Origin of the sequence: Bartonella sp. HY406 (assembly GCF_025449315.1) — a bacterium.
Classification (GTDB): domain Bacteria; phylum Pseudomonadota; class Alphaproteobacteria; order Rhizobiales; family Rhizobiaceae; genus HY038.
In genome coordinates this window covers 970,216-991,814 of sequence record NZ_CP104893.1, presented here as the reverse complement: position 1 = coordinate 991,814, position 21,599 = coordinate 970,216, and the positions used below count along the sequence as shown (strand labels likewise).

Here is a 21,599-nt window from a genome sequence, read left to right as displayed (position 1 = left end):
TCATAAATAATGGTCAAACCATCGCTATTTAATAAAGATGCGCAGCTGACAAAAGCAGCTGCGCATCTTTCAATTGGTTCTAATCTCACCTATATCGATGCTATGGAAATACATGCAAAGCAATTATTGGATTGGTATGATAGGCACCATCGCGTGCTGCCTTGGCGTATTAGCCCCAAAGACGTACAAAATGGTTTAAAGCCTGATCCTTATAAAATTTGGCTATCGGAAGTGATGCTGCAACAAACAACCGTTGAAGCGGTAAAAGCCTATTTTATCAAATTTATACAAAAATGGCCAAGGGTTGAAAATTTGGCCGCCGCATCACTTGATGATGTTCTAAAAGCTTGGGCAGGCCTTGGCTATTATTCTCGTGCGCGTAATTTAAAAGCTTGCGCCGATAGGATTGTTAAGGATTATAATGGCATATTTCCAAACACTATAAATGATTTGAAAAAACTACCCGGCATTGGCGATTATACCAGCGCTGCCATAGCCGCCATTGCCTTTAATCAAAATGAAGCTGTGGTCGATGGCAATATCGAGCGCATTATCAGTCGCCTTTTTTGCATATCAACGCCGCTTCCTGCTGCAAAACCATTAATTCGTGAAAAAATGGCGCTTATTTCCCCCAATGATAGGCCGGGGGATTTTGCTCAAGCGATGATGGATCTTGGTGCAAGCCTATGCAGCCCGAAGAGGCCAAGCTGTTTTTTGTGTCCTATCAACTCGAATTGCCAAGCTTTAGCGCAAGGTGATCCCGAAATTTATCCCATTAAAGCTCCCAAAAAAGATAAGCCTTTACGGCAAGGAGCGGCCTTTATCTTATTGTCCAAAGAAGGTAATGTCTTTTTGCAAAAACGGCATGAAAAAGGCTTGCTTGCGCAAATGAGCGAAGTGCCAAATTATTTTGGTTCATTAGAAGAAAAACACGATCTTAACCAAGCACCAAGCAAAGCCAATTGGCATTATAGTGGTGAAGCAACCCATATATTTACCCATTTCCGTCTTGAAATGTCGGTTTATCTTGCCAATAATATTGATGAACAAAATTTCAAAAACGGTTGGTGGGTTGCAATTGATGATTTGCATGATGAAGCTCTTCCAACGGTGATGAAAAAAATTATCGCAACTGCCCTGCCCGATGCTTTCAAAATAAAAAGAGCCGCATAGTTTGATAAGACGTTTTTACGGCTTCTTGCCCCAACAAAACGCATAAGCCAAATATAGATAAACATTGCCTACACTCAACTTACCACTTTTGATGAGCCTAGCATCCTTGTTGTAACCAATATACCAAAGACTGGTTCATATTACCGCCGGTAATAATGCCTATATTTTCTCACGCCTCAATATAATTATATATGACCATGAAGATTAAACACTGCAAATTTCTACCTTTGTAATGTTTTGAGCTTATAAGCGCGTTGTTTTTAAGCTATGATATTTCATTAATTAATATAAGCGTGATAAAATATAAACATAATGGTAACATTGATGGCTATTTACCCAGTTCATTACATTATATATTTTTAATTAATATAAATAAACAGCACCAAAATAAATTAATTTTACGTGACAAGGTAAATATATAATATTATTTTTAAGCAATATTGAAGGGGATTATATGAAATATATTTTTCTAATAGCAAGTATTTTAACAAGTTTTATTGCGTTTCAAACTCATAGCTTTGCAAATGGTGGTCCAGTTGAAAGAGTGGATCCAGTGCCGCAATTAAGTCCTGAGTTACAAAAAATAACCGATCATAATTATGATTATCCCTATTCAAAAAATTATACTTATCCTGATCAAATTTATGAGCGCAGAAAACGTATCGAAAATGATATTTACAGCAATTATATTCGAGAACGCATACCAGAAAGCGGATCTGGAATTGCTAAGCATTTTCAGGAAGATAGTCAAATATATGAATTGGCATTAAAGATTGGTCTTTGTCAAAAAATAACAGATGCAGAGGTTGAAGCAATCAAAGATCGCATTAATAAGAAGTATAGTGGAGATACCTTATTAGAATTAGCTGTTTCTCAAATGAATTTGGAAGCTATTGATTTACTTTTTAAATATGGCGCTGATCCTTTCATATCTTACGAGGAAGGAAATATATATGTCGACCGATCAGATTTAGCTTTTATGGATAAAATGAGCGATACTTTTAACCCAGGTTTTAGTGTAGATGTTATTCGTCTTTTTGTAAAATATAAGCTTAATCCCAATCACGTAAACAATCGAAAAATAGACCATGCAACTTCTAAAGACCATGACATGACGTTTCTTGCCTATATGGTTTTGATTCACAATGAATTAGCTTGGGTGTCATTGATGGAAGGCGGTGGCAATCCATGGTTGCAATGGGAAATAGCAGGTGAACCCAAAAGTATTGTTAGTCATTCAGTAATGGGTCTTAATCTACCATTTTTAGATTATATCATAGAAAATGGCTATTTAGAAACTGCTAGTAAAGAAGACATTGATGAATTGATTGATGTCATGACAACTTTAGCACTCAGATCAGATTTATATACACAAAATAGACAACGCCAATTGCGTAGTATCGTTGCGAAGCGCGGTATTATACCTAGTCAAGAAATACTTGATTATATCAACTGGGTACCTTCAATGAATGATGTCAAGTGATCGTTTTTGAACCATTATTGATGACTAACCATCACTTTTCACTTAAAAACAGCATTAAAATAAATATGTATTTTTTTTTCTATTTTACGCTTGACTTAGAGTATACTCTAAGCCGTAAATCTATATGCGTTGAAAGGATATGCAATGAAAATCGGTGAACTTGCACAACGCAGTGGTCTTTCCTGTCATACTATCCGCTATTATGAACGCATTGGGCTATTGCCTTATGCAGACCGTGATGGCGGTGGCCAGCGTGACTATGATAAGACCATTTTAACTTGGGTTTGTTTTTTAAAAAATTTAAAAGCAACTGGTATGCCGCTAGCGCAAATGCTTGAATATGCTACTTTACGCGATAAAGGCGATGCTAGCATTACCGAGAGACGGCAAAAATTAGAACAGCATCGCAAAAAAGTTGCGCAAGATATCAAACAGTTACAAGAAAATCTTCAATTGCTTGATAAAAAAATCATCGCTTACCAAACCATTGAGCAAGAAATAGAACAAGGCACAACCAATACAGATTTGGAGAGCCGCTTTAGACAACTTGCAAAATCCTGATCTTCCGGTGCTTCAAAAGAAGCACTGAGCGTAACAAATGGAAGAAAAATCATGCAAAAGAGAGATCTTGGTAATTCAAAAGCTGAAATCAATACCGCCTTGCAAGTAAGTGCCTTGGGGCTTGGTTGCATGGGGCTGACTTGGGCCTATGGCGTTGTAGATCGCCAACAAGGTATCAACACCATTCATAGCGCCATAGAAAAGGGCATTAATTTTTTTGATACTGCCGATGTTTATGGTCCTTATACCAATGAGGAGTTGGTGGCTGAAGCAATTGGCGGGAAGCGCGACAAGCTAATCATTGCTACCAAGTTCGGTCTTGTTAGAGGACTTGATAATAATAATGGCAATAAGACCGTGAATGGCAGCCCTAATTATGTAAAATCGGCCTGCGAAGCATCACTAAAACGCCTAAAAACCGATTATATTGATTTATATTATATGCACCGCCTTGATCGCGATGTCCCTATTGAAGACACTGTCGGCGCAATGAAAGATTTAGTCGATGAAGGAAAGGTCCGCCATATCGGCCTTTCTGAAGTATCGGCAGCCACGCTTCGCCGCGCCCATAAAGTCCACCCATTAACTGCACTGCAAAGTGAATATTCACTTTGGACGCGTGATATTGAAACAAATGGGGTTATGGATACGTGTAAAGAACTTGGTATTGGTATCGTGCCTTATGCACCCTTAGGACGTGGTTTTTTAACCGGTAGTATTAAAACACAAGCTGACTTTGCGGATAATGACTATCGTAAACATTCTCCCCGTTTCCAAGGGGAAAATTTTAACAAAAACTTGCTTGTGGTTGAAAAACTTAAAGAATATGCAATTAAGCTAGGCATTACTCCGGCGCAATTGGCACTTGCTTGGGTTTTAGCCCAAGGCGACCACATTGTACCAATTTTCGGCACAACCAAACCAGAACGGCTTAATGAAAACTTACACGCCTTGGATATTCAACTTGACTCAACCATTTGGCAAGAAATTAGCGCAATTCTGCCTCCTGCCCAAGGCGCTCGTTATCCTGACTATTCAAGCCATGAAATAGATAGTTAAAACGAAGCTTCCATCAAAACATCTTGTAGAAGAATTTTATATTTTATCAAGCAGTGGCCTGACCGATAAAAATTATGTAAAATCTACTTTTACAAGATGTTTTTGAGGCAATATTTTGCGCCGATAAGCAGTTCAACAATCAACCAAAGGTCTTGTTACGTTGTTGCCCATTGCCAAAACTTTTTTAAGCAAATTCTAATAATTACAAAAATACAAATCAAAGCATTAATGAATTAATGGATGAAACAGTAAAAGAACTAGGCTGCTTAATTTTTAAACTATTCCAAAGAAGGGAAATAGCTGATCGATTTATTCTATGGGAGATATTCAAAGATCAGGAAGCCTTTGATAGCCACATGTAAAAGGATTACATCCAAAATATTTTGCACTCGATTTAATGCAAGTTGTAAAAGTTTTAGATCACAAAGAAATATAAGAAGTTAACTTTATAGAAAAAAAGCGCTGTGCTAGATAACTGGGAAAGTTTACTGGTATAAGCATGAGAAAGTGTCAATTAACGAAAGTTAAACAAGATCGATTGATGGAGCATTTTCTAGCAGTAAACTTTCTCAGTTATCTGGTGCAGCTTCAATATTTTTTTCTAAGGATGTAGTCTATGCTTTCTGTTTTGCTATTACCACGCCAATTGATATAATCAAACATTTCTTTCGTTGGAACAATATCAGTTTGTTCAATTATTGATTGTAAAATACGTTGCCTACTTTCTGTGCCCGCATAATCAGCATATAATGGCATTTCCATTATTTTGGCGATAAGATCTTCAATATCTTCTTTACTCGCAGTTTTTAAATAGCCGTTTTCAATTACATAATCTAAAAAGCCTATATCTTCGCTTGATGCAGCGTAAGCTGCAATATTCATTATTCTACCACCTATCTTAAATTTTGCCCATGGATTTCCGCCGCCCTCCATTAATGAAACCCAAGCTAATTCATTTTTAATTAAAACCATATATGCAAGAAACGTCATGCCATTGTCTCCAAAAGCTGCATCGTTTATTTTTCGGCCGAATACATGATTGGGATTAAGCTTATATTTTACAAAAAGACGAATAACATCTACACTAAAGCCGGGGTTAAATGTTTCGCTCATTTGATACATAAAATTTAAATCTGATCTATCGACATGTGCATAATCTTCCTCGTAAGATATGAAAGGATCAGCTCCATATTTAAAAAGCAAATCAATAGCTTCCAAATTCATTTGAGCAATAGCTAATTCTAATAAGGTATCTCCACTATACTTCTGGTTAATGCGATCTTTGATTGCTTCAACCTCTGTATCTGTTATTTTTTGACAAAGACCAATCTTTAATGCCAATGCATATATTTGACTATCTTCCTTAAAATGCTTAGCAATTCCAGATCCACGTTCTGGTATGCGTTCCCGAATATAATTGCTGTAAATATCATTTTCGATACGTTTTCTGCGCTCATAAATCTCATCGGGATAAGTATAATTTTTAGAATAGGGATAATCATAATGATGATCGGTTATTTTTTGTAACTCAGGACTTAATTCTGGCACTGGACCCACTCTTTCAACTGGGCCACCATTCGCAAAACTATGAGTTTGAAACGCAATAAAACTTGTTAAAATACTTGCTATTAGAAAAATATATCTCATAAATATTCCTAATTTATAATATAAAACTATTTAATTCTGGTTTTATTTAAATATTTAATTTTATATAAGTCAGCATTTATGGATTTATGTCAATGTAGAAACATAAATATTGGTCACCGTAATTTTAAGTACTATTTTAGCCCATATTAATAAGTAATTATTGTATTATTGACAGATGAATAATTTTGCTGTCATAAATCAAACAATTGGGAAAATCTGGCTTTTTTGCTTTAAAATGAGCTACAGCATAAAATGGTAGGGGACATGATGCATAAAAAAATCAAGCTTAAAAGACTATTTTCTTCAGCTTTGCTAGCTACAGCTACGCTCTGCACTTCCAATCTAGGTGCTGCTGAGGCAAAAACATTAGTTTATTGCTCTGAAGCATCGCCCGATGGCTTTGATGCTGCACGCAATTTTTCTGGACCCAGTTATGACGCTTCCGCGTGGAATATTTTTGACAAGCTTATCAATGTTGAAATTGGAACAACAAACACTAAGCCTGGCCTTGCAACAAGTTGGGAGGTTTCAGATGATGGTAAGGAATATGTTTTTCATTTGCGCCAAGGCGTGAAATTTCATACGACCAATTATTTTAAACCTACGCGCGATTTCAATGCTGATGATGTGATTTTTACACTAGACCGTCAAAGCAATAAGGAAAACCCGCTTTATGGTGATGGACTTTGGCCACAATATACATCTTATGGCTTTGATAAATTATTGCGGAAAATAGAAAAGATTGATGACCATACAGTTAAATTTATTTTAAATGAACCAAACGCAATTTTTATTCAGTCGCTTTCTTTGACCTTTACAGCAATTCAATCAAAAGAATATGCTGATCAACTGGTGCAAGAAGGAAAGTTGGATGGCTTAATCCAACAGCCAATTGGTACAGGTGCTTTTCAATTTGTTGCTTATCAGCGCGATACTGTTATTCGTTATAAAGCTCATCCCGATTACTGGGGTGGCAAGCAAAAGATTGATAGTCTCATTTTTTCAATCACACCAGATGCATCGGTTCGATATCAAAAATTATTAACTGGTGATTGCCACGTAATTGCTTATCCAAACCCTGCTGACATTGAAAAAATGCGCAGCAATAAGGATATAACTATTTTAAAGCGTGATGGCCTAAATGTTGGTTATGGTGCTTATAACACCTTGCAACCACCTTTTGATGATAAGCGGGTGCGCCGTGCTATTAATATGGCTATAGACAAAAGGGCTATTATTGATGCAGTATTTTTAGGATCGGCTTTTCCTGCTATTAATGCGATGCCGCCTTCAATTCCAGGTTATAAGGATCTGCCCGTTGATGCTTATGATCCAGTAAAGGCAAAAGCTATGCTTGACGAGGCTGGGGTTAAAGATTTGCACATGAAGATTTGGGCAATGCCTGTTTCTCGCCCCTATATGCCCAATGCAAGACGTGCGGCAGAGTTAATGCAAGTTGATTTAGCTAAAGTTGGCATTACTGCTGATATTATTAGCTATGAATGGGCTGAATATATGAAGTTATCATTGGCCAAAGATCGTGATGGAATGGTGATTATTGGCTGGACACCAAGCATTGCTGATCCAGATAGTTATTTAGGTACTTTGCTTGGCTGTGATGCTATTGGCGCAGTTAACCGAGCAAATTGGTGCAATGAAGAATTTGATAGGCTTATTAAAGAAGCTCGCATAAGCGCCGACCAAGCAAAGCGTAATGCGCTTTATGGCAAAGCACAAGATATTTTCGCACAAGAAAATCCATGGCTGCCTATTGCTCATCAAATTATTGAGCAGCCTATTAGTAGCAAGGTTAAAAACTATAAAATAGATCCTTTCGGCTCTCATGCTTTTCTTGATGTTGATATTGAAGAATAGGTACAATTATGGACATTGTTGATCGATTTATTCAATATACCAAAATCAATACAACAGCTATTCCTGGTGCAAGCACATTACCGTCAAGCCAAAACCAATGGCAGTTGGCAGAATTATTGGCTAAAGAAATGCGCGCATTTGGGCTAGATGTTGAAGAGCAAGACCATGCAATTACGATTGGTACTTTAAAAGCCAATAGTAGCACTGCTAAGCCTAGCATTGCCTTTGTTTGCCACATGGATACCAGTTCTGAATATGTTGGTGATACTAAGGCGCAAGTGATTAATTATAAGGGGGGAGACATTGTTTTAAATCAGCAAAAAAATATTGTTTTAAAACAAAATGATTTTCCTGAAATTGCAAATTATATTGGAGATCAAATTATCGTAACCGATGGCACAAGTTTGCTAGGTGCCGATAATAAATCTGCAATTGCCGAAGTTATGAATGCTGTGCAGTTTCTTGTTCAAAACCCTGACATTGAACATGGCGTCGTAAAACTTGTTTTTGTTCCAGACGAAGAAATTGGTTTGCTTGGTGCAAAAGCACTTGATGTTAACGCTCTTAATGTAGATTTTGCCTACACGCTTGACTGTTGTGCTATTGGCGAAATCGTGCTTGAAAATTGGAATGCCGGTGAATTTCACATTGATTTTTATGGGCAGGCAGCTCACCCTATGTCAGCTAAGGGGAAATTACGCAATTCACTGCTTTTTGCCCACCAATTTATTGCCATGTTGCCGGCTGGAGAAAGACCGGAATATACGCAAGGGCGCGAAGGATATTATTGGGTTAAAAATATTAATGGCAATGTCGCCAAAACTAGTTTGGTTATGGATATACGTGATTTTGATGCCAATAATTTTGAAAAACGCCGGCTTTTTGTTAATGATTTAGTCAATAGTTTCAGAGCCCTATTTGGTGAAGAATGCGTAAGAATGCGCTATAAAGAAGTTTACCGAAATGTTGCTGAAGGCTTAACTGGCAAAAACGCTTATGCGGCCGATCTTGCTCTAAATGTTATGGCGTTAATGGGGCTCAATATCGATAAAAAACCGATGCGTGGTGGCTTTGACGGTACTATTTTAACTGAAAAAGGTGTGCCATGCCCTAATCTTTTTTGCGGGGCCCATAATTTTCATTCTATTTTTGAATATTTGCCAGTTAACTCCTTAAAAAAAGCTTCTGAAATGGTTGTAGAGATTATCAAGCAGGCAAAAAAATAATAAACTTTAGCTATTGAAGATCCCGATATGGAAGATAATGTAAGATGGTAATAGCTTAAAGTTGCTAATATGGCTCTTCGCAAAGGAAAACTATGCCAGTTTGTGGCAAAAATAAACTAAAGTTCATCGGCATAGTTTTTGATATTTTTTTGCAGTATTTCAAACAACTTTTCGCGGGCTGCGTCTCTGGTGTTTTTTAAAAATGCTACTGCAAGGGGCAGCCGCATTAAGTTTGCATTGTCGGTAAGGTGCAGTTCAACAAAACTAACCCCTTGCTGGGTTAATTTTGTTGTCCAAAATGGAACAATCGCAAGTCCTATATTCATAGCAACAAGATTAATGATGGTATTTTTTTCGCTGGCCATTTGCGCAATATTGATATTATAGCCTTTGCTTTTGAAAATATTGATGACAAGATCATGGCTATGGGGGCGATAGCGCCGCTCTGGTAATATCATTGGTTGGTCTTTAAGATCATCGATGGTTATTTTTTTTGCTGTGGCTAGTGGATGACTGCTAGGCAGTGCAATAACCATATGTTCATCAAAAAGGTTGATTATTTGCAATAATGGATTTTTTTGTTCTGGTGGGCGGATAAACGCAATATCGAGCCGACCGGTGAGAATTTTCGGAATGAGATTAATTGTTTTATCTTCGTGCATGAAAAGTTTGATATTTTGATTTTCTTGATAAAAATCACGCATAAGCATTGGTAATAGACCAGACGCAGCACTATCCATTGCACCAATTTGCAATTCATTTTTCTCAGTTTTTTCCATTAAAGCGATATTCTGCGTAATTGTTTGTGCAAGTGTTAATAATTCTGGACCATGTTTAAAAAGATATTCGCCTTCTTTGGTAAGGACAATATTTCTAGTTGTACGCATAAAGAGCCGAACATTGAAAGATTGCTCAAGCATTCGAATATGCCGTGAGAGACTGGCGGGAGCAATATTCAATTTTTTTGCAGTGCGGCCAAAATGCATTTCTTTACAAAGTAGCAAAAAATACTCGATATGGGCAAGATCCATTATATTTCCCCTATTATTCCATTTTTTTATATAATCAATTTAACATTGTTTTTCCAACCTCGCGAGCGCTTTTATGGCGTGGGAGTTATTGCATGATGGGAGGAAGACATGCAGCAAGAGGTTAAAGCTGATCATGTGACCTATGGTAACGCGGTCATAAAAAAGGTTACTTGGCGCATAGTGCCATTTATCATGGTTTTATATTTCATCGCCTTTCTTGATCGGGTCAATATTGGTTTTGCCTCGCTTGAAATGAATAAGGATATCGGCCTTTCCAATACGGTTTATGGGTTAGGCGCAGGCATTTTTTTTCTTGGCTATTTTCTCTTTGAAGTACCCTCTAACCTTATTTTAAATAAGGTTGGCGCAAGAATTTGGATTGCGCGGGTGATGATCACATGGGGGTTGGTTTCAGGTGCAATGGCTTTTGTGCAAGGGCCAGTTAGTTTTTATGTTTTGCGTTTTTTACTTGGTGCAGCCGAAGCGGGGTTTTTCCCTGGCATCATTCTTTATTTGAGTTTTTGGTTTCCAATGCGTTCGCGCGCAGGTGTCACTGCATTATTTATGGCTGCTGCCCCGCTATCGACGGCATTTGGCTCACCAATATCTGGTGCTCTAATGCAGATGCATGGTTTAATGGGCTATGCCGGCTGGCAATGGATGTTTATTCTAGAGGCAATACCCGCCATTATATTGGGTGTGGTTGTATTATTCTATATGACAGACAAACCCGAAAAGGCAAACTGGTTAAGTAGAGATGAGCGTAATTGGCTTACTGAAACAATGGCGAATGAGCAGCGCAATAAACAAGCTACTGCCAAGCATAGCATATTAGCAGGGCTTGCTGATATTCGCGTCTTAGCGCTTGCTATCATATATTTTGGCACATCGGCAGGGCTGTATACGCTTGGGATTTGGGCGCCACAAATCATTAAAACAACAGGGCTTAATTCTTTGGAGATTGGCTTTGCTAATGCAATTCCTGCTATATTTGCGGTGGTTGCTATGTTCCTTTGGGCACGTCATTCCGATAAATCCAATGAGCGTACTTGGCATGTAGTGATTGCATGTTTGGTTGCTGCTTGTGGTCTTGTGCTAGCTGCGATGGTCTCGTCCGTCATAGGTATAATTTTTACCCTTACCATCGTTAATATTGGCATATCTTGTTCAAAGCCACCAATGTGGAGCATGCCAACTATTTTCCTATCAGGTTCTGCCGCCGCAGCCGGCATTGCAACTATCAATTCAATTGGAAATCTAGGTGGTTTTTTGGGACCAACAATGATTGGTTGGATAAAAGATCAAAGCGGTAGTTTTTCCGGCGGTTTATATTTTGTAGCGGGTTTGCTTGTTGTTTCAAGTATTTTAACCATTATTCTGGCGTCGGCAACCAAGCCAGTAAAATAGAAGACAATTTGATATAATATATTTAAGGATAAAAGAGGTTTATTATGCATAAATATAAAATAGCAGCTATTCCAGCCGATGGTATTGGTCCTGAGGTTATCGAAGCTGGCATTAAGGTTATTAAAGCAGTTGAAAAGCGGCTAAATGGCGTAGAATTTGACTTTACCACATTTGATTGGGGGTCTGATTATTACCGTAAAAATGGTGAAATGATGCCCAAAGACGGGTTAGAGCAATTAAAGCCATATGATGCGATCTATTTTGGTGCTGTAGGCGCGCCAGATATTCCTGACCATATCACTTTATGGGGCTTGCGCTTGCCCATATGTCAGGGGTTCGACCAATATGCCAATGTTCGTCCAACAAAAATATTAACCGGTATTGTACCGCCTTTGCGCAATTGCGGCGTAGGTACTCTTGATTGGGTTATTGTGCGTGAAAACTCTGAAGGGGAATATTCAGGAAATGGTGGGCGTACCCATAAAGGCTTGCCAGAGGAAGTTGGGACTGAAGTATCTATTTTTACCCGTACTGGAGTTGCTCGCATTATGCGCTATGCCTTTGCACTAGCTCAATCGCGACCACGAAAACTGTTAACCGTGGTGACGAAATCCAATGCGCAACGCTTTGGTATGGTGATGTGGGATGAAATAGCTGAGGAAGTATCAAAGGAATTTCCAGATGTGATTTGGGATAAAATGTTGGTTGATGCAATGACGGTGCGGATGGTGTTGAAACCAGAAAGCCTAGATACAATTGTTGCCACCAATCTTCATGCCGATATCTTATCTGATCTTGCGGGGGCATTGGCAGGTAGCCTTGGTGTTGCCCCAACGGCCAATATTGATCCGCAGCGCCGTTTCCCTTCAATGTTTGAACCTATTCATGGTTCAGCTTTTGACATTACCGGTAAAGGAATAGCCAACCCTATTGCAGCCTTTTGGACAGCGGCGCAAATGCTTGACCATTTAGGTGAAACTGGCGGTGCTAACCGAATTATGAATGCTATTGAAATTGTTGGTGGCAAAAATATTAAAACACCAGATATTGGTGGCACTGCTACAACAAAAGAGGTAACCGATGCAATGTTAGATGCCATTGCAAGCAGCAATATTTAAGTTTTATCAATATTATATAATTAAAAACTGCTGCGTCATGAATCATTGCTCTTTGCAAAGATAATGCGGCTCAAGAATATACGGTCAAGAGAGCTAAAGATAAGTATAGTCCCATCTTTAGCTCTCCAACACCCAAGGGTCAGAACCCATTAATTTGAACGAAATGGTATGAGGAAATTTTTGTGCTAACTTTGTCGAGGAAACTTAAGAATATTCTTAAGTTTTAGCGCCTTTTCTCAAATAAATCCTTGGATTTTTACAAAAAAATTCTCAGACCACTTCATTCCAATTAGCAGATCATGCTTCAACCCCTCCCCCAAAATCAATCAAAGATTATCATTTTTCCATAATTCATGCGACTTGAAACAATGAATAAGATTGATATTGGGTAAGCGGTAAATGGCTGCACCACATTAACTACATTTAACTGCTTATTTAAAATCAGCTAAACCAGATCCCCAAGGGCCGTGGTGAATATCCTTGCCATCGATACGATCAAAACCATGCGCGCCAAAGAAATCGCGTTGCGCCTGAATTAAATTGGCAGTACCGCGTTCTTGCTTATAACTATCAAAATAATTAAGAGCTGCTGACAAAGCTGGAACAGGCAGACCTGCTTGCAATGCGGCGCAAGTGATACGGCGTAAAGATGGTAATGCCTCTTTAACCATGGCAGCAAATGTTGGCGTTACAATAAGATTAACTGCATCTGGTGCATCAACAAAGGCTTTAGCAATATCATCCAAAAATTGCGAACGGATAATGCAACCAGCACGCCAAATCTTTGCAATTTCAGGCATTGGCAACGACCAATTATAGTCGCGTGATGCTTCTGCCATCACAACAAAGCCCTGCGCATAGGCGGCAATTTTAGCAGCAAGCAATGCTTGTGCCAAATCATGATTAAGCGCATCATCATATGGAATCGAAAAATTGGTATTTTGCGCACCAAATAATTTAGCTGCAGCTTGACGTTGATCTTTAAGAGCTGAAATACAACGAGCAGCAACCGCTGCCTCAATCGAGGTTGCTGGCACATTCATATTTTGGGCTTCAATCACCGACCATTTGCCTGTGCCTTTTTGTCCAGCTTTATCGACAATCATGTCAACCATGGGCATACCAGATATTGGGTCTTTTGCGCCTAAAACCGTTGCAGTAATTTCGATCAAATAAGAGTTAAGGCGGCCTTTATTCCATTCACCAAAAATATTGGAAATATCGTGCGCGTCCTTTTTAAGACCTTCGCGGAAAATGCCATAAATTTCGGCAATCATCTGCATGTCAGCATATTCAATACCATTATGAATGGTTTTAACAAAATGGCCAGCACCGTCATTGCCCATGCGTGCAACACAAGGTTCGCCATCATAGCGCGCAGCAATTGCAGTTAAGATAGGTTCAACCCGCTTCCATGAGGTTTCTGTGCCACCAACCATAATTGATGGACCGTGACGCGCACCTTCTTCACCGCCTGAAACCCCAATGCCCATAAAGGTCAAGCCTGTGTCCTTATAGGTGTTAAAGCGGCGGATTGTATCGCGGAAATTGGCATTACCCGCATCAATCATAATATCATTGTCTGATAGATGTGGTGCTAATTCTTGTAATTGTTCGTCAACTGGTTCACCAGCTTTAATCATGATAATAATTGGACGCGGTGGACGAATGGCAGCCGCAAATTCTTCCAATGTTTTACATGGAATGATTTTATCCTGCAGATCGCCAGCATTTTTATAAAATTCTTCTGTCTTGGCATAAGTACGGTTATAAACGGCGACGCGATAACCTTTTTCCGCAATGTTAAGGGCAAGATTTGCCCCCATTACGGCAAGACCAATCAATCCAATTTCTGCTTGTTCCACGTTTTTCTCACTTTCAACTTAGTAAAAAAATTAGCATAAAGACGAATATTGAATGAAGCGAAAGACTGCCTCATCATTGATAAGTGCTGATGCTACCCAATTGTCGAGATATTATTTGCCAAAGACTATATCAAATTGTGCAATTTAAAAACAAAAAAAGCCATAATTGATAAATTATTGATCATTTAAAAAATTGATCTGGTTAAGGCTGCAAATTATATCATCATTCGTAAAGCTCAAACGTGCAAATAAAAACGCCCCTATCATGCAATTGAAAGGGACGTTTGATAAATAGCTTTAAAACTTATTTTCCTGGCCGACCCGTTTTTCGCGCCCTGCCTTTTCGACTATTAGATTTTTCAGGTTCTTCATAAGACCCAACACCAATACGTCCACGTTTAACCGGCGCCAACTCATCGTTAACGGACGAATCTGGCATAGGTAGTCCTGTATCCATTGTTGGTCCCATATGATCCAAATCAGGCTTGGCAAAAAGGCTTTTACTAACCTTTTTGGCGGTTCCCTCAATCGTTCGTATTGTTTCACGGGTTAATGGATCATCGGCGATAGCAAGTTCGGTTTGGCGCAAACGCTTGACTTCATCGCGCAAGCGTGCGGCTTCCTCAAAGTCAAGATCGGCGGCAGCCTCCTGCATGCGTTTTTCAAGATGTGCAATATGCGTGGCAAGATTATTGCCTATCATCGCACCTTCATCGATAAATTGCGAAATATCGGCGCGAACATGATCTCGCTCATAAACAGAACCGAGAATATCGGATATATTCTTGCTGACACTTGCTGGCGTGATATTATGCTCAAGATTATAAGCAACCTGTTTTTCGCGCCGGCGATTGGTTTCGTTAATTGCGCGCTCCATCGAACCGGTCATCTTATCGGCGTAAAGAATAACGTGACCATTAACATTTCGCGCCGCACGACCAATGGTCTGAACAAGTGATGTTTCAGACCGCAAAAAGCCTTCCTTATCCGCATCAAGAATGGCAACAAAACTACATTCAGGAATATCCAAACCTTCACGCAATAAGTTAATACCCACCAAAACGTCAAATGTACCAAGGCGCAAGTCGCGAATAATCTCAATGCGTTCAAGCGTATCAATATCTGAGTGCATATAGCGCACCTTAATGCCTTGCTCGTGCAAATATTCAGTTAAATCTTCCGCCATGCGTTTGGTAAGTACCGTCACCAACGAGCGATAGCCTTGTTTACTGGTGGCTAATATTTCGCCCATCACGTCATCAACCTGCGTTTTTGCTGGCCTAATTTCAACGGGCGGATCGATAAGACCTGTTGGACGAATAACTTGCTCGGCAAAGACGCCGCCTGCTTCATTCATTTCCCATTGAGCAGGCGTTGCAGAAACGGCTATGGTTTGCGGGCGCATTGCATCCCATTCCTCAAAACGCAAGGGACGGTTATCCATACAAGATGGCAAGCGAAAACCATATTCTGCCAAGGTTGCTTTACGTCGAAAGTCACCACGATACATAGCGCCAATTTGCGGAATGGTAACATGGCTTTCATCAAGAAAGACCAAAGCATTGTCCGGAATATATTCAAACATGGTTGGTGGTGGTTCACCCGGTTTACGTCCCGTGAGATAACGTGAATAATTTTCAATGCCTGGGCAAGAACCTGTTGCTTCCAACATTTCAAGATCAAACTTGGTGCGTTGTTCAATTCTTTGCGCTTCCAATAAGCGCCCAGCATCATTAAGTTCGACAAGGCGGTTACGCAACTCAGTTTTAATGCTTTTTATCGCCTGATTTAAAGTAGGCCGCGGTGTCACATAGTGCGAATTTGCATAGATTTTAACCGATTTTAAATCGCCAGTTTTCTTACCAGTTAACGGGTCAAACTCAGTAATTGTATCAATCTCATCACCAAACAATGAAATGCGCCATGCCCTATCTTCTAAGTGGGCTGGAAAAATTTCAATTGTATCGCCGCGCACACGGAAAGAACCACGCACAAAATTAAACTCTTGCCGCTTATATTGCTGCGCAACAAGATCGGACAATAATTGCCGCTGATCTAACCTATCGCCAACCTTCATCTCAAAGGTCATTGCGGTATAAGTTTCAACCGACCCAATACCATAAATACAAGAAACAGATGCAACAATAATAACATCATCACGCTCAAGAACCGCACGGGTGGCAGCATGGCGCATGCGGTCTATCTGCTCATTAACCGATGATTCCTTTTCAATGTAAGTATCGGACCGCGCAACATAGGCTTCGGGCTGATAATAATCATAATAGGAAACAAAATATTCAACCGCATTATCAGGAAAGAATGATTTAAACTCGCCATAAAGCTGCGCAGCAAGGGTTTTATTCGGTGCAAGGATAAGCGCCGGCCTTTGGGTTTCCTCAATGACTTTAGCCATGGTAAAGGTTTTGCCTGACCCTGTCACACCTAAGAGAACCTGTGTGCGATCATCGCTGTTAAGACCTTCCACCAAATCCTTGATAGCCGTTGGCTGATCACCTGATGGTAAAAACGGTGTATGCATTTTAAACGGAATACCACCTTCGGACTTATGTGGCCGATCGGGTCGATGCGGTGTCCAAAGTTCACCATTTTTAAAAAGTGGATTACCCGATGAAATAAGCGCAGATAATGCTTCAACCGTCGCGGTTGCACCGCTTTGGGGTAAATTATCAGCATCTTCTAGCGAAATATCCAAGCCTGAAACGGGATTAAGACCAGCACGGCTGCGCTCTTTAGCGGAAGCTTTACCGCCAAGCAAAGTTCCGCGCGATGTTTTCATTGGCTTTTCATCTTTAGCGGTTTTTTTGACTGTTTTTTTAGCTGCACTGGTTGCTTTGACTTTTGCCGTTTTAGCTTTAACCTCAACAACATCTTTTTCAGCCGCTTCACTTAATTCATTCGCCCAAGATGCTATGCTTGCTATACCTTCATCATTTTGACCGTCATTAATGTGATTACTTTGATCAACTTTTTTTGAGCTTTTATTTTCGGCCATTTTTACACTCGCTATATATGTTGAACTATATATAGTAACTTTTAGCACCAATAAAAGATATGTTTAATAAATTTAACGGCAATACAGTGTAAGCGGTGCGCTTCATTTCATATATATCGCGTCATGCGTATCGCGAAGCATTTTACCTAAAACGCAACACAATAAATAATGCAAAAAATTATGCAAAGTACCGCGGTACCTCAACCTAAAATAACTATAATCGACATTACAAAAGGCTCAGATCATGAAGCTATTTTATTTGGATGATTTCAAGCTAAAAGCAAGCAATTTTAATTTTAGAAATACCGAACACCTATTGCGTATCATTTGTGGCTTATTTCTTTTGCCAGAAGCCTATGGCAAGTTTAGCCACTTTCCAACCCTTAATCCTGATACTGTTGGCTTTTTTGCCAAGGTTGGATTTTATCCAGCTGAATTTTGGGTTTATTTTGCCGCGCTTGGCGAGGTTACCTGCGGATTAGCTTTAATATTGGGTATTTGCTCACGCTATGCGGCTCTTGGCGCAATGACTATTCTTTTAAGTGCCTTGACCGCGTTAAATATCAATCGTGGCTATTTTGCTTGGACATGGAACCAAGGCGGCGATGAATATTTGGTCTTTTGGGCTATTTGCTGTCTTATTGTTGCTATTTATGAATTTCAACAAGCTGGTAAACAGCAACAAGCAGATTTTTAAGCAGATTTTTAAAAAGCTTTAGTCCTAACCATGATTAATCATGGTTGGGACGGTTTTTTGCTTGCCAAACAGGGCCAAGATCTCCCAATTGGCATTCAATACATTCAACGCTTAAACGCAAAGCGCAATCACCTGAAAACTGCAATTGAATTGTGCCTTGCGGATTATCGCCTTCTTCAAATTGAATAGCTAATAATGATAAAACCTCTTCGGCTTTATCACTAGTAATATTGCGAGCTTGAATTTTTTCAACCCGATCAAATCGCAAAACCGCAAAATGCCGTTCTGGAATATTACGCCGCTTAAAAAATCCGCGTGGCTTTTCAATTTCCCAAGCAAAACGGTTAATGGCAATCACCAAACGCTTATCCTTGGGCTGCCAATCAATATCTTTTACTTTTAAAACAGCATCTTGCGCGTGAGCGGATATAATTGCTAAATCTTCACTATCAAGGGCTAATAATTTCAATAAGGCCATGATGCACTACTCACCCACGGATACGTTCAACAACGGCGCCACAATGAGATAATTTTTCTTCAAGGCGCTCAAAACCGCGATCAAGGTGATAAACACGACTAATCATCGTTTCACCTTGCGCTGCAAGACCTGCAATTACCAAAGAAACTGATGCCCGCAAATCGGTTGCCATGACTTGCGCCCCTTGCAAATTTTCGACACCTTCGACCGTTGCGGTTTGCCCAGAAAGCGAAATTTTTGCGCCAAGCCGTGCCAATTCTTGCACATGCATAAAACGATTTTCAAAAATGGTTTCAGTAATATGAGATGTGCCATTCGCCCGGGTCATAAGCCCCATAAATTGTGCCTGTAAGTCGGTTGGAAAACCGGGGAAAGGTTGTGTTTCAATATCAACCGGCTCAATCGCATGGCCATTGCGGCGAATACGGATTTGGTTGGCACTTTCTTCAATTTCAATACCCGTTTGACGCAATGTTTCAAGAACTGATGTTAATTGGCGCGGATCGGCGCCATCAAGCACCACATCGCCGCCCGTCATCGCAACAGCCATTGCATAGGTTCCAGTTTCAATACGGTCTGGAATAATGCGTACACGCGCGCCAGAAAGGCCAGAAACGCCCGAAATTTTAATGGTTGATGTACCAGCGCCAGAGATTTTTGCCCCCATCTGGTTTAAACAATCAGCAAGATTAGCAACTTCTGGTTCAGCTGCAGCATTATGAATAATAGTATCACCCTTAGCTAGACTTGCCGCCATTAGCATGACATGGGTGCCCCCAACAGTTACTTTAGGGAATGTATATTCAGCGCCAACTAAGCCATCGCCGACATTGGCATGGACATAGCCATTTTCGATATGAATATTTGCGCCAAGCGCCTTAAGGCAATCCAAGATATAATCCACTGGGCGCGTACCAATGGCGCAACCACCAGGCAGTGAAACAATTGCTTCACCCATACGGGCAAGCAGCGGCCCAATTACCCAAAAGCTCGCACGCATTGTCGAAACAAGATCATAGGGCGCAGTGGTATTAACGATATGACGGGCATTAAAATGCACAGTGCGCGAATAGCTGCCATTTTGATGTTCACGGCGGCCATTTACCGAATAATCAACACCATGATTGCCTAAAATACGAATCAAATGTTCAACATCTGCAAGATGGGGCACATTTTCTAAGGTCAACATATCATCGGTTAGCAAAGAAGCGATCATCAAAGGTAAGGCAGCATTTTTTGCGCCAGAAATCGGAATAACCCCATTAAGCCGGTTACCGCCGATAATTCTTATACGATCCATTCTAATTGCCTTCCTAAATGCTGATAGTCCATTGTCGCAATATCGTGTAAATGACAAAGCCTTGGTTAAATAAATGCTTTTACAACTATGTCATTTAGAGTTCACAGCTCTATAATAAGTTGCAACGCTTTAAAAGTGTTTTAATGGCGAACAAAAATTCATAAAAATATTTAACTACCAAATTAGGGCACTCATTAACATTTAATATTGATATCTGCCAAAAATTATTGGGTTAACTGATTAAACCGCTATTTATCTTTATCACCGCTTTCAATATTATCTCCATCAAGCACCTCATCCTCAGCACCATCCTCGGTTCTTTGTCGAGCTTGTGCTTTACGGCGCATTAGGTTCGTGCGCAACTGTTTTGCCAAGCGCTTTTTTTGATGTTCTTTTTTTTGGTCAATACTCATGCTTTGCCCATTTAAGCATTTTTTGAAAAAAAGTTGATTTAACTTTCTCTTGTCAACAATGCGCCCAAATAAAGAGCCTAGAGCACGTTACCGCTTCAACAATAAACACACGCACTCTAAGCAGCCAGTTTTAATTATGTAAGCTGCCTATTTATATCGAAGCTAGTTTTTTTTCAAGATAGCATCGAGGCTTTGATAATCATGAATAGAAAGACATTTAAATAGGTACGCCACAAAAAATTAGCCGCTAACATGAAACATGCTAGCGGCCAATAAAGCGAAAATAATCGGCAGTGGAAATGCTTTTATTAACGCTTATATCCATAAGGCAGCCTTATTAAAGACTGTAAATTTAGATAGTTGCGGGCAATGTATAATTTAACGCATTGTTCTTAACGCAAAACCGCTTTGCACTTTTGCGGGCAATGCTTAGTCAAACTTTTTAACCAAAGCTTCAAACGCAGTGAGAATACTAACCAAGAATGCATGGGAAGATTCATTAGCAGGTTCTGCACTGTCGGTAATGATATTTTGAACATGTGATAAATAGGCTTCAGGCTGCTGCATAGTTTGTACATCATTAAATACCAAACATTGACGCAAATGATGATTGGCACCAAAACCGCCAATAATTCCCTGAGAAAGCGATACAACCGCGCCTGGCTTACCATTCCAAACACTTTGTCCATAGGGGCGCGAACCAACGTCAATAGCGTTTTTAAGTACAGCTGGTACAGAACGGTTATATTCAGGTGTAATAAACAAGAAGCCGTCAACATGCTTTACGGCATGACGGAACGTTGACCATGAAGCTGGTGGTACGTCGGTTTCAAGATCTTCATTATACATGGGCATATCGCCAATCTCAATAATTTCAAGATTAAGACCTGCTGGAGCAATCTTCTTAAATGTATTAGCTAATTTACGGCTATAAGAAGCATTGCGTAATGAACCAACGAAAACACCGATATTATATACTTTTGACATTTTACACCTGTTTAAACGTCTTGAAGATTTGTCGTCCATTCTGCCATGCTTCAAGATAACCATCGCAGAAAAATCAAACTCCATGGCAATATATAGTTTATTATTTAAAAGTAATGCCATTAATTGACAGTTTTATGATTTTATCCATCATTTTAATGTGAAATCTAACAAACTCAAAAACCAAGATTTAGCAGACCCATAATCAACTAATCACCACAAAACATGCAATTATTTAACTATGAGACTATTCCAAAACATCAATATAG

At 39.6% G+C, this 21,599-nt stretch carries 18 protein-coding genes; 10 read left to right on the top strand and 8 right to left on the bottom strand.

Annotated elements, in window-relative coordinates; all coding sequences use genetic code 11:
• Nucleotides 1-102: 102 nt before the first annotated feature.
• The 5 genes from mutY to N6B01_RS15210 all read left to right on the top strand — a co-directional run bounded on the left by mutY (nt 103) and on the right by N6B01_RS15210 (nt 4,638).
• Nucleotides 103-1,173, top strand: a complete 1,071-nt coding sequence (gene mutY, locus N6B01_RS04135; protein ID WP_262080568.1) for an A/G-specific adenine glycosylase — start codon at nt 103-105, stop codon at nt 1,171-1,173.
• A gap of 454 nt (nt 1,174-1,627) precedes the next feature.
• On the top strand, nt 1,628-2,656 hold the full coding sequence (locus tag N6B01_RS04130; protein ID WP_262080060.1) for a hypothetical protein: 1,029 nt from the start codon (nt 1,628-1,630) through the stop codon (nt 2,654-2,656).
• A 144-nt stretch (nt 2,657-2,800) separates the two neighbouring features.
• Nucleotides 2,801-3,217 (top strand): MerR family transcriptional regulator, encoded by a 417-nt coding sequence (locus N6B01_RS04125; protein WP_262080059.1) that lies wholly within the window; start codon nt 2,801-2,803, stop codon nt 3,215-3,217.
• Between the two features lie 51 nt (nt 3,218-3,268).
• Entirely contained in the window at nt 3,269-4,276 is a 1,008-nt protein-coding gene (locus N6B01_RS04120; protein ID WP_262080058.1) for an aldo/keto reductase, read from the top strand.
• Between the two features lie 236 nt (nt 4,277-4,512).
• The gene (locus N6B01_RS15210) at nt 4,513-4,638 is read left to right on the top strand and encodes a putative quinol monooxygenase (protein WP_410007228.1); all 126 of its coding nucleotides are present in this window, start codon (nt 4,513-4,515) and stop codon (nt 4,636-4,638) included.
• A 226-nt stretch (nt 4,639-4,864) separates the two neighbouring features.
• On the opposite strand, the gene N6B01_RS04115 is transcribed toward N6B01_RS15210, so the two are convergent.
• Nucleotides 4,865-5,923 carry a hypothetical protein gene (locus N6B01_RS04115; protein WP_262080057.1) on the bottom strand — a complete coding sequence of 353 codons (1,059 nt, stop codon included), beginning with the start codon at nt 5,921-5,923 and terminating at the stop codon, nt 4,865-4,867.
• 264 nt (nt 5,924-6,187) lie between these two features.
• Here N6B01_RS04115 and N6B01_RS04110 point away from each other — a divergent pair, with 264 nt between their 5' ends.
• Together N6B01_RS04110 and pepT are read left to right on the top strand one after the other, a co-directional pair.
• Nucleotides 6,188-7,798, top strand: a complete 1,611-nt coding sequence (locus tag N6B01_RS04110; protein WP_262080056.1) for an ABC transporter substrate-binding protein — start codon at nt 6,188-6,190, stop codon at nt 7,796-7,798.
• Between the two features lie 8 nt (nt 7,799-7,806).
• Entirely contained in the window at nt 7,807-9,024 is a 1,218-nt protein-coding gene (pepT, locus tag N6B01_RS04105; RefSeq protein ID WP_262080055.1) for a peptidase T, read from the top strand.
• A gap of 116 nt (nt 9,025-9,140) precedes the next feature.
• Here the strand turns inward: pepT and N6B01_RS04100 are convergent, their stop codons facing one another.
• The gene (locus tag N6B01_RS04100; protein WP_262080054.1) at nt 9,141-10,055 is read right to left on the bottom strand and encodes a LysR family transcriptional regulator; all 915 of its coding nucleotides are present in this window, start codon (nt 10,053-10,055) and stop codon (nt 9,141-9,143) included.
• Between the two features lie 108 nt (nt 10,056-10,163).
• On the opposite strand from N6B01_RS04100, the gene N6B01_RS04095 reads away from it, so the two are divergent.
• Both N6B01_RS04095 and N6B01_RS04090 read left to right on the top strand, forming a co-directional pair.
• Nucleotides 10,164-11,462 (top strand): MFS transporter, encoded by a 1,299-nt coding sequence (locus N6B01_RS04095; protein ID WP_262080053.1) that lies wholly within the window; start codon nt 10,164-10,166, stop codon nt 11,460-11,462.
• A 44-nt stretch (nt 11,463-11,506) separates the two neighbouring features.
• Nucleotides 11,507-12,580 (top strand): tartrate dehydrogenase, encoded by a 1,074-nt coding sequence (locus tag N6B01_RS04090; RefSeq protein WP_262080052.1) that lies wholly within the window; start codon nt 11,507-11,509, stop codon nt 12,578-12,580.
• A gap of 431 nt (nt 12,581-13,011) precedes the next feature.
• Here N6B01_RS04090 and gndA read toward each other — a convergent pair whose 3' ends face one another.
• Both gndA and uvrB read right to left on the bottom strand, forming a co-directional pair.
• Entirely contained in the window at nt 13,012-14,445 is a 1,434-nt protein-coding gene (gene gndA / locus N6B01_RS04085) for an NADP-dependent phosphogluconate dehydrogenase (RefSeq protein ID WP_262080051.1), read from the bottom strand.
• 304 nt (nt 14,446-14,749) lie between these two features.
• Nucleotides 14,750-17,458 carry an excinuclease ABC subunit UvrB gene (gene uvrB, locus N6B01_RS04080; protein ID WP_410007227.1) on the bottom strand — a complete coding sequence of 903 codons (2,709 nt, stop codon included), beginning with the start codon at nt 17,456-17,458 and terminating at the stop codon, nt 14,750-14,752.
• 244 nt (nt 17,459-17,702) lie between these two features.
• On the opposite strand from uvrB, the gene N6B01_RS04075 reads away from it, so the two are divergent.
• On the top strand, nt 17,703-18,155 hold the full coding sequence (locus N6B01_RS04075; RefSeq protein ID WP_262080050.1) for a DoxX family protein: 453 nt from the start codon (nt 17,703-17,705) through the stop codon (nt 18,153-18,155).
• Between the two features lie 34 nt (nt 18,156-18,189).
• On the opposite strand, the gene N6B01_RS04070 is transcribed toward N6B01_RS04075, so the two are convergent.
• From N6B01_RS04070 to N6B01_RS04055, 4 genes are all read right to left on the bottom strand, one after another.
• Nucleotides 18,190-18,633 carry a DUF2948 family protein gene (locus N6B01_RS04070; protein WP_262080049.1) on the bottom strand — a complete coding sequence of 148 codons (444 nt, stop codon included), beginning with the start codon at nt 18,631-18,633 and terminating at the stop codon, nt 18,190-18,192.
• A gap of 10 nt (nt 18,634-18,643) precedes the next feature.
• Nucleotides 18,644-19,933, bottom strand: a complete 1,290-nt coding sequence (gene murA, locus N6B01_RS04065) for a UDP-N-acetylglucosamine 1-carboxyvinyltransferase (protein ID WP_262080048.1) — start codon at nt 19,931-19,933, stop codon at nt 18,644-18,646.
• Nucleotides 19,934-20,181: 248 nt separating this feature from the next.
• On the bottom strand, nt 20,182-20,346 hold the full coding sequence (locus N6B01_RS04060) for a hypothetical protein (protein WP_262080047.1): 165 nt from the start codon (nt 20,344-20,346) through the stop codon (nt 20,182-20,184).
• A gap of 429 nt (nt 20,347-20,775) precedes the next feature.
• Nucleotides 20,776-21,333 carry an NADPH-dependent FMN reductase gene (locus N6B01_RS04055; protein WP_262080046.1) on the bottom strand — a complete coding sequence of 186 codons (558 nt, stop codon included), beginning with the start codon at nt 21,331-21,333 and terminating at the stop codon, nt 20,776-20,778.
• Nucleotides 21,334-21,599: the final 266 nt, after the last annotated feature.

Bases quoted from the DNA above. Each gene is read 5' to 3' on its own strand.
- uvrB (WP_410007227.1), bottom strand. From the start codon at position 17,458: ATGGCCGAAAATAAAAGCTCAAAAAAAGTTGATCAAAGTAATCACATT.
- N6B01_RS04100 (WP_262080054.1), bottom strand. From the start codon at position 10,055: ATGGATCTTGCCCATATCGAGTATTTTTTGCTACTTTGTAAAGAAATG.
- murA (WP_262080048.1), bottom strand. From the start codon at position 19,933: ATGGATCGTATAAGAATTATCGGCGGTAACCGGCTTAATGGGGTTATT.
- N6B01_RS04120 (WP_262080058.1), top strand. From the start codon at position 3,269: ATGCAAAAGAGAGATCTTGGTAATTCAAAAGCTGAAATCAATACCGCC.
- N6B01_RS04090 (WP_262080052.1), top strand. From the start codon at position 11,507: ATGCATAAATATAAAATAGCAGCTATTCCAGCCGATGGTATTGGTCCT.
- N6B01_RS04130 (WP_262080060.1), top strand. From the start codon at position 1,628: ATGAAATATATTTTTCTAATAGCAAGTATTTTAACAAGTTTTATTGCG.
- N6B01_RS04115 (WP_262080057.1), bottom strand. From the start codon at position 5,923: ATGAGATATATTTTTCTAATAGCAAGTATTTTAACAAGTTTTATTGCG.
- N6B01_RS04055 (WP_262080046.1), bottom strand. From the start codon at position 21,333: ATGTCAAAAGTATATAATATCGGTGTTTTCGTTGGTTCATTACGCAAT.
- N6B01_RS15210 (WP_410007228.1), top strand. From the start codon at position 4,513: ATGGATGAAACAGTAAAAGAACTAGGCTGCTTAATTTTTAAACTATTC.
- mutY (WP_262080568.1), top strand. From the start codon at position 103: ATGGAAATACATGCAAAGCAATTATTGGATTGGTATGATAGGCACCAT.
- N6B01_RS04125 (WP_262080059.1), top strand. From the start codon at position 2,801: ATGAAAATCGGTGAACTTGCACAACGCAGTGGTCTTTCCTGTCATACT.
- N6B01_RS04075 (WP_262080050.1), top strand. From the start codon at position 17,703: ATGAAGCTATTTTATTTGGATGATTTCAAGCTAAAAGCAAGCAATTTT.
- N6B01_RS04070 (WP_262080049.1), bottom strand. From the start codon at position 18,633: ATGGCCTTATTGAAATTATTAGCCCTTGATAGTGAAGATTTAGCAATT.
- pepT (WP_262080055.1), top strand. From the start codon at position 7,807: ATGGACATTGTTGATCGATTTATTCAATATACCAAAATCAATACAACA.
- N6B01_RS04060 (WP_262080047.1), bottom strand. From the start codon at position 20,346: ATGAGTATTGACCAAAAAAAAGAACATCAAAAAAAGCGCTTGGCAAAA.
- N6B01_RS04110 (WP_262080056.1), top strand. From the start codon at position 6,188: ATGATGCATAAAAAAATCAAGCTTAAAAGACTATTTTCTTCAGCTTTG.
- N6B01_RS04095 (WP_262080053.1), top strand. From the start codon at position 10,164: ATGCAGCAAGAGGTTAAAGCTGATCATGTGACCTATGGTAACGCGGTC.